Annotated in this window: 10 protein-coding genes; 7 read left to right on the forward strand and 3 right to left on the reverse strand. The window is 73.3% G+C overall.

From position 1 onward, the window contains the following. Positions 1-169 precede the first annotated feature (169 nt). From ABZY91_RS39905 to ABZY91_RS39930, 6 genes are all read left to right on the forward strand, one after another. Positions 170-1,072 carry a serine protease gene (locus ABZY91_RS39905; RefSeq protein ID WP_329951587.1) on the forward strand — a complete coding sequence of 301 codons (903 nt, stop codon included), beginning with the start codon at positions 170-172 and terminating at the stop codon, positions 1,070-1,072. 150 nt (positions 1,073-1,222) lie between these two features. Then, positions 1,223-2,680, forward strand: a complete 1,458-nt coding sequence (locus ABZY91_RS39910; protein ID WP_355408909.1) for a S28 family serine protease — start codon at positions 1,223-1,225, stop codon at positions 2,678-2,680. A 154-nt stretch (positions 2,681-2,834) separates the two neighbouring features. Further along, positions 2,835-3,464, forward strand: a complete 630-nt coding sequence (locus tag ABZY91_RS39915; protein ID WP_329878904.1) for a TetR/AcrR family transcriptional regulator — start codon at positions 2,835-2,837, stop codon at positions 3,462-3,464. After that, positions 3,448-5,082, forward strand: a complete 1,635-nt coding sequence (locus ABZY91_RS39920) for an acyl-CoA dehydrogenase family protein (RefSeq protein WP_355408911.1) — start codon at positions 3,448-3,450, stop codon at positions 5,080-5,082. The genes ABZY91_RS39915 and ABZY91_RS39920 overlap by 17 nt, the downstream gene beginning before the upstream one ends. Then, entirely contained in the window at positions 5,079-5,999 is a 921-nt protein-coding gene (locus tag ABZY91_RS39925; RefSeq protein WP_355408913.1) for an amidohydrolase family protein, read from the forward strand. The genes ABZY91_RS39920 and ABZY91_RS39925 overlap by 4 nt, the downstream gene beginning before the upstream one ends. Before the next feature lie 182 nt (positions 6,000-6,181). Next, positions 6,182-6,607: a hypothetical protein gene (locus ABZY91_RS39930; protein ID WP_329951592.1), complete on the forward strand. Its 426-nt coding sequence runs from the start codon at positions 6,182-6,184 to the stop codon at positions 6,605-6,607. Positions 6,608-6,611: 4 nt separating this feature from the next. Here ABZY91_RS39930 and ABZY91_RS39935 read toward each other — a convergent pair whose 3' ends face one another. The 3 genes from ABZY91_RS39935 to ABZY91_RS39945 form a co-directional block, all read right to left on the reverse strand. Beyond that, the gene (locus tag ABZY91_RS39935; RefSeq protein ID WP_355408916.1) at positions 6,612-7,448 is read right to left on the reverse strand and encodes a helix-turn-helix domain-containing protein; all 837 of its coding nucleotides are present in this window, start codon (positions 7,446-7,448) and stop codon (positions 6,612-6,614) included. A 45-nt stretch (positions 7,449-7,493) separates the two neighbouring features. Further along, positions 7,494-7,976: a hypothetical protein gene (locus ABZY91_RS39940; RefSeq protein WP_355408918.1), complete on the reverse strand. Its 483-nt coding sequence runs from the start codon at positions 7,974-7,976 to the stop codon at positions 7,494-7,496. 140 nt (positions 7,977-8,116) lie between these two features. Continuing rightward, positions 8,117-8,887 (reverse strand): 4'-phosphopantetheinyl transferase superfamily protein, encoded by a 771-nt coding sequence (locus ABZY91_RS39945; protein ID WP_355408920.1) that lies wholly within the window; start codon positions 8,885-8,887, stop codon positions 8,117-8,119. A gap of 252 nt (positions 8,888-9,139) precedes the next feature. Here ABZY91_RS39945 and ABZY91_RS39950 point away from each other — a divergent pair, with 252 nt between their 5' ends. Further along, complete coding sequence (locus tag ABZY91_RS39950) at positions 9,140-10,660, forward strand: choice-of-anchor A family protein (RefSeq protein WP_355408922.1); 1,521 nt, start codon at positions 9,140-9,142, stop codon at positions 10,658-10,660. Positions 10,661-10,729: the final 69 nt, after the last annotated feature.

Consider the following 10,729-nt stretch of genomic DNA (forward strand, 5'->3'; position numbering starts at 1 on the left):
CGGGGCCGGTGTTTGCCCGCGCCGGCCGTTCGGCCGGCGCGTCGGGGCCGGTCGGGGCGGCCGAAATCGTCGCCCCGGTCGGGGCGTCCGGATCCGGACGCGGCGCGACTCTTGACAACACGTCATGTCCGCGACAGCTTTGGTGCACCCCCACACCGAGAGGTCTCTCATGAAGAAGCCGCTCATAGGCACGCTCGCCACGCTCCTGTTCGCCGGGGCCACCGCCCTGGCCGGAGCCCCCGTGGCGACCGCCGCCCCCTCCGTGACCGCCCCGACCGCCGCGACCGCCGAAGCCGCGGCCCGGACCGTCGCGGCGGCGCCCGAGGGCCAACAGGCGCTCGCCGCGGTCACCTTCGCCGGTACCGTCGCGCTCAACAACTGTTCCGGCTCGCTCGTCCGGCTCCCCAACTCCACCGCCAACGACCCGGCCCTGGTGCTCTCCAACGGCCACTGCCTGGAGACCGGCATGCCCGGCCCCGGCCAGGTGGTCGTCAACCGGGCGTCCAGCCGCACCTTCACGCTGCTCAACGCGAGCGGCGGATCGCTCGGCACGCTCCGTGCCACCAAGATCGTGTACGGCGCCATGACCGACACCGACGTGTCGATCTACCAGCTGAACACCACCTACGCCGCGATCCAGTCGCAGTACCGGATCGCCCCGCTGACCGTCGCGGCCACCCACCCGGTCCAGGGCACCCCGATCAAGGTCGTCTCCGGGTACTGGAAGAAGATCTACTCCTGCTCCGTCGACGGGTTCGCCTACCGGCTGAAGGAAGCCGAGTGGACGTTCAAGGACTCCGTCCGCTACACGTCCAGCTGCAACGTCATCGGTGGCACCTCGGGCTCGCCGGTCGTCGACGCCAACGGCACCGTCGTCGCCGTCAACAACACGATCAACGAGTCCGGCCAGCGGTGCACCCTGAACAACCCCTGCGAGGTCGACCAGAACGGCGCGGTCACCGTCCGCCGGGGGATCGGCTACGCCCAGGAGACCTACACCATCCCGGCCTGCTTCGCCTCCGGGAACCGGCTCGACCTGACCCTGCCCGGCTGCACCCTGCCGCGCCCCTGACCAGCACGTTCACCCCGATGGGCCATCCGCGACCTGCGGGTGGCCCATTCGGCCGTCTACCGGACGGCCGGTCCGTACGGCAGCCGCCCGCCGGCTGTCGGAGAGTACGGACAGAGCATCGAACAGTTCCGTTGACCCGATGGAGAGTTGATGACCAAGAAGCTCAGAGGGCTGCTGGTGGCCGTCCTGCTGATACCGCTGTTCGGCCTCGGTCTGGCCACCCCGGCGCTCGCCGAGGGTGCCGCCGCGGGCGCGTCCTCCGTCGCCGACGACCCGTCGGCCGACATCAAGGACCGCCTGGCGGCGATCCGCGGACTGACCGTGACCGAGGAACGGCCCACCACCACCGGCCACCGCTACTTCCTGCTCACCTACACCCAGCCGATCGACCACGACCGCCCCTGGCTGGGCAGCTTCCAGCAGCGGCTGAGCGTGCTGCACCGCGGCTACGACCGCCCGACCGTCTACTTCACCAACGGCTACGCGCTGCGCACCACGCCCTCGCGCACCGAGCCGGCCCGGCTGGTCGACGGCAACCAGGTCTCCGTCGAGTACCGCTACTTCACGCCGTCCCGTCCCGTGCCCGCCGACTGGAGCAAGGCCGGCATCCGTCAGGGGGCCACGGACTCGCACCGGATCATCACCGCGCTGAAGCGGATCTACCAGGAGGAGTGGCTCTCCACCGGCGGTTCCAAGGGCGGCATGTCGTCGACCTACCACCGCCGCTTCTTCCCGGACGACGTGGCCGGCACCATCGCCTACGTCGCGCCGAACGACGTCGACGACCGTGAGGACTCCGCCTACTCCCGGTTCTTCCGGAACGTCGGCACGCCCGAGTGCCGGGCCGCGCTGACCGCCGCACAGCGCGAACTGCTGGTCCGCCGCGACCGGCTGTTCGCCCGCTACACCGCCGACAACGCCGCCGCCGGCTCGACCTTCACCACCACCGGCAGCGCCGACCGGGCGTACGAGTCCGGCGTGCTCGACACGGTCTGGGCGTTCTGGCAGTACAGCCTGGCCGCCGACTGCGCCAAGGTCCCGGCCGCCACCGCCACCGACGACGAGCTGTACGCCTGGTTCGACGCCCAGTCCGGCATCACCGGCAACAGCGACCAGTCGCTCGCCAACTACACGGCGTACTACTACCAGGCCGGCACCGAGCTGGGCGCGCCCAGCTTCGACGTGTCGCACCTGAAGGGTCTGCTGCACTACGACTACAAGGAGCTGTACTCGCCGCGCACCTACGTGCCGAAGAACATCGCGATGCGGTTCGACCCGTCCGCGATGCGCGACATCGACCGCTGGGTGCGGAACTCCGCCGAGCGGATCATCTACGTCTACGGCCAGAACGACCCGTGGGGTGCCGAGCCGTTCCGGCTGGGCCGGGGCAGCGAGGACAGCTACGTCTACACCGTGCCCGGCGGCAACCACGGCGCCAACATCGAGAAGCTGCCGGCCGCCGAGTCGGCGGCGGCCACCGCCAAGGTGCTGGAGTGGGCCGGACTCGGCGGGGACGCCGCGGCCCGTTCGCTGAGCGGGCAGTACCACGTCCCGCCGATCGGCCCGCTCGACGAGGAGGGGCTGAAGCAGGACCGCGTCCGCCTGTAGAGCGCGCGCCTGACCGCGTCCGCCTGTGGGGCGCGGTAGCCGGGCACCACCCCCGGGGGTCACCCGCCGACCGCGCGTCGGCGGGTGGCCCCCGGTCCGTTCCCGGGGCCGCGCGCCTCTCCCCGAAGCAGTGAATCGGTGCTTCAATTCTTTCATGGCCTACCGACGCACGCCCGCCGTACAAGCCCGCCTGGACGCCCAGCGCGAGGCGGTGCTCCAGGCCGCGGTCGGGCTGCTCGCCGAGCGCGGCTACGGCGGCTGCACCATGGCCGCGGTCGCGGACCGCGCCGGGATCGCCACCGGCTCGATGTACCAGCACTTCGCGAGCAAGGCCGAGCTCTCGGTCGAGCTGTTCCGCCGGGTCGTCACCCGGGAGGTGGCCGCCGTGCACGAGGCCGTCGCCCGGCACGACACCCCCCGGACGCGTATCGCGGCCGTGGTCGAGACCTTCGCCGCCCGCGCCCTGCGTGCGCCACGGCTCGCCCACGCGCTCCTGGTCGAGCCGGCCGACACCGTGGTGGACGCGGAACGCCTGGTGTTCCGGCGGGCCTTCCGCGACGTGATCGCCGCCGAGATCACCGCCGCCCTCGCCGCCGGCGACGTGCCCGGCCAGGACCCGGAACTGACCGCCGCCGCGATCGTCGGCGCGGTCGGCGAGGCGCTCGCAGGTCCGCTCGCGGCGGCCCGTCCGCCGGACACCCGGACCGCCCCGCCCGAGGTGGTCCCCGCCCTGGTCTCCTTCACCCTGCGTGCCCTGGGAGGACGCGATGACAGCGACGCATGAGGTCACCAACCAGGTACCCCTGCCGTACGGACACGACACCGCGGCCGATCCGGCCCTGCTCGCCGCCCTGCACCGGGCCGGCGCGGGCTGGGCCGAGCCGGAGCTGCACGAACTCGGCCGGCTGGCCGGCTCCGAACAGGCCGCCGAGTGGGGCCGGCTGGCCAACGAGAACCCGCCGGTGCTCCGCACCCACGACCGTTTCGGCCACCGGATCGACGAGGTCGAGTTCCACCCGTCCTGGCACGAGCTGATGCGCACCGCCGTCGGCCACGGCCTGCACGCCGCGCCGTGGCGGGACGACCGGCCCGGCGCGCACGCCGCCCGCGCCGCCAAGTTCCTCGTCTGGGGCCAGGTCGAGGCCGGTCACACCTGCCCGGTCTCGATGACCTACGCCGCCGTGGCCGCCCTGCGCGCCGCCCCGGCGCTGGCCGCCGAGTTCGAGCCGCTGCTGACCTCCACCACGTACGACTTCGGGCTGCGGGCACCGCAGGGCAAGCGGGGCCTGATCGCCGGCATGTCGATGACCGAGAAGCAGGGTGGCTCGGACGTCCGCACCAACACCACGGCCGCCGCCCCGCGGCCGGACGGCAGCTACCGCCTCACCGGCCACAAGTGGTTCACCTCGGCGCCGATGTCCGACCTCTTCCTGACCCTCGCCCGGGCGCCCGGCGGGCTCAGCTGCTTCCTGCTGCCGCGGGTCCTGCCCGACGGCACCCGCAACCGGATCCACCTCCAGCGGCTCAAGGACAAGCTGGGCAACAAGTCCAACGCCTCCGCCGAGATCGAGTACGACGACGCGGTCGGGTGGCTGGTCGGCGAGGAGGGCCGGGGCGTCCCGACCATCATCGAGATGGTCAACATGACCCGCCTCGACTGCACCACCGGTGCCGCCTCCGGCATGCGGCTCGGCGCCACCCGGGCCGTCCACCACGCCCTGCACCGAAGGGCGTTCGGCAGGGCACTGGTCGACCAGCCGCTGATGCGCAACGTGCTCGCCGACCTCGTCGTCGAGTCCGAGGCGGCCACCACGGTGGCGATGCGCCTCGCCCAGGCCACCGACGCGGCGCTCGCCGGGGACACGGGCGAGGCACTGGTCCGCCGGCTCGGCCTGGCGGTGGCCAAGTACTGGGTCTGCAAGCGCGGTCCGGCGCACGCCGCCGAGGCGCTGGAGTGCCTCGGCGGCAACGGCTACGTCGAGGAGTCCGGGATGCCCCGGCTCTACCGCGAGGCGCCGCTGGTCTCGATCTGGGAGGGATCCGGCAACGTCGCCGCCCTGGACGCGCTGCGCGCCATGGCCCGGCGCCCGGAGACCGTCGAGGCCCTCCTCGGAGAGCTGGACGCCGCCGCCGGCGCGGACCGCAGGCTGGACGCCGCCGTCGCCGGGCTGCGCAAGGAGCTGGCCGGCCCGGAGGACCCGGAGTTCGGCGCCCGCCGGCTGGTCGAGTCGATGGCACTGGCCTTCCAGGGTTCGCTCCTGGTCCGGTACGGGGACCGGGCGGTGGCCGACGCGTTCTGCGCCTCCCGTCTCGGCGGCGACCACGGAGCGGCCTTCGGCACGCTGCCGGCCGGCGTCGACGTGGGCGCGATCATCGACCGCGCCCGCCCGGTGCCGGCATGACGGGTCCGGCCGAGCAGGCCGTGCAGGCCGCCCGGGAGGCCCGGGACGCCGAGACGGCCGGGGTCCGCGCCTTCTGGCAGGGCCTCGGCCTGCCCGGACTGATCGACGTGCACACGCACTTCATGCCGCAGAACGTCCTCGACAAGGTGTGGGCGTACTTCGACGCGGCCGGTCCGCTGGTCGACCGGCCGTGGCCGATCACCTACCGCGAGGCCGAGGACCGGCGGGTCGGGTGGCTGCGGGAGTTCGGTGTCCGGGCGTTCACCGCGATGCTCTACCCGCACAAGCCCGGCATGGCCGGGTGGCTCAACGGCTGGGCCGCCGAATTCGCCGCCCGCACCCCGGACTGCCTGCACACCGCCACGTTCTTCCCCGAGCCCGGGGCGCCCGGGTACGTGGCCCGGGCGATCGAGGGCGGCGCCCGGGTCTTCAAGGCGCACCTCCAGGTCGGCGGCTACCACCCGGCGGACGAGCGGCTCGACGAGGTCTGGGGCCTTCTCGCCGAGACCGGTACGCCGGTGGTGACGCACTGCGGATCGGGGCCGGTCCCCGGCAAGCACACCGGCGCCGGGCCGATCGGCGAGGTGCTCGCCAGGCACCCCCGGCTCGTCCTGGTGGTCGCCCACCTCGGCCTGCCCGAGTACACCGACTTCCTCGACCTCGCCGAGCGGTACCCGGAGGTCCGGCTCGACACCACCATCGCGTTCACCGACTTCGTCGAGCGGGACACCCCCTTCCCGCCCGCCGAACTGCCGCGCCTGGCCGGGCTCCGGGACCGCGTCCTGCTCGGCAGCGACTTCCCCAACATCCCCTACCGGTACGTGCACCAGCTGGACGCGCTGGAGCGGACCGGACTGGGGGAGGACTGGCTGCGCGCGGTCTGTCACGACAACGCGGCCCGCCTCTTCGGCATCTGACGACGCCTCAGTGCGTGGCGCGGGCTGCGGCACGGCCCTCCCCGGGCGGCCGGGCCCGACCGGCGGGGAGGCCATGACCTCGGAGGTAATCGACGCCTTCCGGGCGGCCCGCCAGAGTGGGCGGTACCGGGTCGCGGGACCGCGGCCCGGGATCCGTTCCGACCACCGGAGGCCGATCCGCCATGTCCGCGAACACCCTTGCCGCCGCCCGTCCGACCGCCCCCGCCTCCCCGAAGGCCCTGCGCGGCTACCTCGCGCTGGACGCCGTCGTGACCGGCGGCAACGGCCTCGCCTACCTGGCCTTCTCCGGCCCGCTCGGTGACCTGCTCGGCGTCGGCCGCTCGACGCTGGTCGAAATCGGTGTGCTGCTCACGGTGGTCGGCCTCGCCGTCGGCCTGCTGGCAGCCCGTCCGCAGCCGCCGCGGCTCGCCGTGCAGGCGGTGATCGAGGTCAACCTGGCCTGGACGGTGCTCAGCGTCCTGGCGATGGAGCTCTGGCTGGAGCCGACCACCGCCGGCCTCGTCTGGATCCCGCTTCAGGCCGGCACGGTGCTCCTCTTCGCCGTCCTCCAGTTCACCGCGCTGCGCCGCCGGGCCGTCGCCCGCTGAGGGGTCACCGCTCCGGTCCCACGGCGGCCTGGAGGAACGCGACCGTCTCCGCGTCGGCCGGGAGGAAGGCCTCCAGGGCGAGTTCGGAGACGGTCACGTCCATCGGGGTGTTGAACGTCGTGATCGTCGACAGGAACGACAGCACCCGCCCCCCGAAGGCGATCCGCAGCGGCAGCGCGAACGGGAACAGGGCGGTGGCGTCGTCGTCCGCGCCGTCGTCCGCCGCGCCGCCCACCGGGTCCGGATAGGCGCCGACCTCGTCGAGCAGCGCCCGCAGCGGCTCGGAGCGGACCAGCCCGACCTGCTGTTCCATGCGCTCCAGCAGGTGCCGCCGCCACTGCCGCAGGTTGACGATGAGCGGGGCCAGGCCCTCGGGGTGCAGGGTGATCCGCATCGCGTTGAGCGGCGGTTCCAGCAGGTGCGGGGCGACCCCGGCGAGCAGCATCCCGAGCGAGCGGTTGGCCGCCAGGACGCGGAAGGTGCCGTCGACCACCAGCGCCGGGTACGGGTCGTGCGAGGCCAGCAGCCGCTCCATGCCGGAGCGCAGCGCGTCCATCGCGGGGTCGTCCAGCTGCTTCTCGGGGTAGTGCGGCGCGTACCCGGCGGCCAGCAGCAGGGTGTTGCGCTCGCGGACCGGGATGTCGAGGTGCTCGGCGAGCCGGAGCACCATCTCCTGGCTGGGCCGGGCGCGTCCGTTCTCGACGAAGCTGATGTGCCGGGCCGAGGAGTCGGCCAGCAGGGCCAGTTGCAGCTGGCTGAGCCGGCGCCGCTCCCGCCAGCCGCGCAGCAGGACGCCCACGCCCGAACCGGTCTCCGGCCCCATCCCCGCGATGATCGTCATGGGCGGGACAGTAGTACGGAGGCCCTACCGGCGGGGGTGGCGGGGTCAGGCGCCGGTGGTCGATCCCGGTCGGACGATCATCAGGACCACGACCACCGCCCAGAGCAGGTTGAACACGCCGGCGGTCATCGGAAGCAGCTTCAGTCCCCGGACGGCCCTGCCGTGCTCGGCCGCCTCGGCGTCGAGGTCGAGCGCGTCCACCGCGGCCTGCTGCGCGGGCAGGACGAACAGCAGCAGGGACAGCGCCGCGACCGCGGTGAGCACCATCGAGACGATCAGCCAGGACTGGTCCAGCACGTCCATCACCTGGGCGACCCCGATGCCGAGCACCGGGACGGCTATCCCGAGCAGCGCGTAGACCTGGGTGATCCGGTGCAGCATCCGGAGCATGCCGGCGTCGGCCGCCTTGTCCGGGCCGCCGGCGAGTGCGGCCGACGCCCGGCGGGGGAACATGCTGACGGCCACGGCCACCGGACCGATGAACAGCACCGAGGCGAGGACGTGCAGGCTCAGCAGGAACTTGGCCATGGCGGGGCACCCCAGGGACTCAACGGGGGCTGCGCGGGCGATCGCGGCGCGGGCAGCCGGGGCGTCCGGTTCCTCCGCCCTGGTCAGGACGCTAACACCGCTTATCCGGAGCCCCTCCGGGCGGGTGGATCCGCGGCCGGTCAGCCGGCCGGCGGCGCCAGCACCACCACGCGGGGCGGCACGGCGCTCACCGCCGCGACGGCCGCGCCGTGCGCGTCGTCCACCCAGTCGAGCAGGTACAGCTCCTCGAAGCGGCTGAGCAGCGGCCCGCCGGCGGGCAGGTCCAGGGCGAGGCCGGAGAGGTCGACGCCGGCGAGTTCGTCCAGGCTGGTGCGGCCGATCTTGATCAGCGACTCCTTCCGGACCCAGAACCGCAGGAAGGCCGACGCCGGGTCGGCGTGCGCCTCGACCTCTCGCAGCTCGGCGGCGGTGAGCACCCGCCCGGCCACGTCGAGCAGGCTGCCGCTGCGGGCGTTCAGCTCGACGTCGACCCCGATCGGCCGGTGTCCGGCGGCGGCGGCGACCACGCCCTTGGTGTGCGAGAGGCTGACCGAGACGTCCGGGTGGTCGGGCAGGTACGGCTTGCCGTGGTCGCCCTTGCCGCAGTCGGGGCAGTTCTGCGCCAGGGTCAGCCCGGTGGCCGGGACGCCGAGCAGCCGGGCGGCGCAGAGCCGGACCAGGACGTGCGCGGCGGTGAAGTCGACGCGCGCGGCCTCGTGGCGGAACCGGGCGGCGCGCTCCTTCTCGACGGCGGTGAGCAGGTGCTCGCCGGCCTCGGGGTGGCGCAGCACGTCGGCGCTGGCCGCGACGGTGGCGAGGGCGGCGTCCGTTCCGGTACCCGCGTCCGTGCCCGTGTCCGCGTCCGGGCGGGTGTCCGGGTTCTCGTGCGTCTGCTGGGGCTCGGAAGTCATGGTCACAACCTAGCGGGGAGGGGCGGTCCACGGGGCCGGTCGGGCGTTCGACGGATTGTCGGATCGCTGCTGATGGTCTGTAGGGTGTGGATCGTCCGATTTGATATTTGATGTCCCGGATCTGAGGGAATCAGGTGGGATGATCCTGTATCAAACGGAACGAGGCAGGTTGTGCAACCTGCCCTTTTCTCTGCGCGGAGGAATGTGTCGATGGATCAGGGCACCGGTACGCCGGATCACAGAAGAACCGCCGTGGAGCGCGCGCCGGCCGCCGGCCGGCGACGGACCGTCCGGGTCGCGGTGGCGACCGCCGTCGCGGCACTGCCGCTGGCGGCGGTGCTGACGGTCGGCTCCGCCGCGCCGCTGGCTCCGCCGCTGGGCGCCTGCAGCGGGCCGGACTGCCCGGCCACCTGGCCGCCGCCGAACAACGGCGACTTCCCCGGCCGGGACGCCACGATCAACGTCTTCACCGGCGGCGACTACACCGTGAACGGGCGGGCCGCCGAGGCCGAGGGCAAGATCGTCGCGCTCGGCGACTTCACCGTCGACAAGAGCGAGGGCGGTGGCGCCTACAACGCGGGCGTGGTCGGCGTCGGCTCCCGCGTCGTGCCGCCGAACGGCAGCGACTTCCTCACCGTCGGCGGCAACGTGACCATGCTGCCCGGCAACTCGCTGCTGATCGGCGGCAGCGACTCGCAGGGCCAGGCCTTCGGCAACCTGCGCTACGCGGGCACGCTCACCGGCACGGTCGCCATCGACCCGACCGGTCAGGCGATCCAGGACGCGAACGCCGCCGCGCCGTACCAGTCGGTGCTCACCCAGATCGAGGACGTCTCCGCCTGTGTCGGGCGGGCGACGGCCACCGGCACCGTGGCGGTCACCATGACCGAGGCGACCTTCACCGGTGACGGCACCAGCATGAAGCAGGTCTTCAACGTCACCGGGAGCCTGGGTGCGGCGGCCCGGCAGATCGGCCTGGTGTTCAACAACATCCCGGCCGGTGCCACCGTCGTGGTCAACATGCTGTCCGACGACGCGAACATCAACACCTACACCGGGACGGGCCTGCCGGGCGACCCGACCACCGAGATGCGCTCCAAGCTGTTGTGGAACTTCCCCACGGCCACCTCGGCGCAGATCCTCGGCAGTGCGCAGTTCCAGGGCTCGGTGATGGCCGGCAACCCGGCCGGCACCACCACCATCGCCATGCCGGGCATGAACGGCCGGGTCTACCTGGCGGGCAACCTGATCCAGACCGGCAACGGCGGCTACGAGATCCACAGCTACCCGTTCGACGGGGACCTGCCGGACTGTGAGGTGACGCCGAGCCCGTCGCCCACCTCGCCGACCTCCTCCCCGACGTCGCCGACCGCGAGCCCGACCTCGCCGACCGCGAGCCCGACCTCGCCGACGGCCTCGCCGACATCCCCCACCGCGAGCCCGACGTCCCCGACGGCCTCGCCCACGTCCCCCACCGCGAGCCCGACCTCGCCGACGGCCTCGCCGACCTCGCCCACCTCCTCGCCGAGCTCGTCCAGCGCGGCGCCGACCAGCCACGGGCCGACGAGCCACGGGCCGGGCGGCCACGGATCGGGCAGCCACGGTCCGACCGGCCACCACCCGGCCCCCGGCAAGCCGGGCGGCGGTGGCGGTGAACTGCCGTCGACCGGCGCGGGCAACGGCCCGGTCGTCCTCGGCCTGGCCGGCGTGGGCCTGCTGGGCCTCGGCGGCCTCGCCGTGCTCGCCGCCCGCCGTCGCGGACGCCACAGCTAGCCGCCTGACGCTCAACCGCAAGATGACGGCCCCCGAGATCAAAGCCACCGTGCAGGAAATCACCGCGCT

Source organism: Kitasatospora sp. NPDC002965 (assembly GCF_040611255.1).
Taxonomy (GTDB): domain Bacteria; phylum Actinomycetota; class Actinomycetes; order Streptomycetales; family Streptomycetaceae; genus Kitasatospora.

What these genes read in the sequence shown, in the direction of transcription:
- ABZY91_RS39905 (WP_329951587.1), top strand. Translation starts at nt 170, where the DNA reads ATGAAGAAGCCGCTCATAGGCACGCTCGCCACGCTCCTGTTCGCCGGG.
- ABZY91_RS39910 (WP_355408909.1), top strand. Translation starts at nt 1,223, where the DNA reads ATGACCAAGAAGCTCAGAGGGCTGCTGGTGGCCGTCCTGCTGATACCG.
- ABZY91_RS39915 (WP_329878904.1), top strand. Translation starts at nt 2,835, where the DNA reads ATGGCCTACCGACGCACGCCCGCCGTACAAGCCCGCCTGGACGCCCAG.
- ABZY91_RS39920 (WP_355408911.1), top strand. Translation starts at nt 3,448, where the DNA reads ATGACAGCGACGCATGAGGTCACCAACCAGGTACCCCTGCCGTACGGA.
- ABZY91_RS39925 (WP_355408913.1), top strand. Translation starts at nt 5,079, where the DNA reads ATGACGGGTCCGGCCGAGCAGGCCGTGCAGGCCGCCCGGGAGGCCCGG.
- ABZY91_RS39930 (WP_329951592.1), top strand. Translation starts at nt 6,182, where the DNA reads ATGTCCGCGAACACCCTTGCCGCCGCCCGTCCGACCGCCCCCGCCTCC.
- ABZY91_RS39935 (WP_355408916.1), bottom strand. Translation starts at nt 7,448, where the DNA reads ATGACGATCATCGCGGGGATGGGGCCGGAGACCGGTTCGGGCGTGGGC.
- ABZY91_RS39940 (WP_355408918.1), bottom strand. Translation starts at nt 7,976, where the DNA reads ATGGCCAAGTTCCTGCTGAGCCTGCACGTCCTCGCCTCGGTGCTGTTC.
- ABZY91_RS39945 (WP_355408920.1), bottom strand. Translation starts at nt 8,887, where the DNA reads ATGACTTCCGAGCCCCAGCAGACGCACGAGAACCCGGACACCCGCCCG.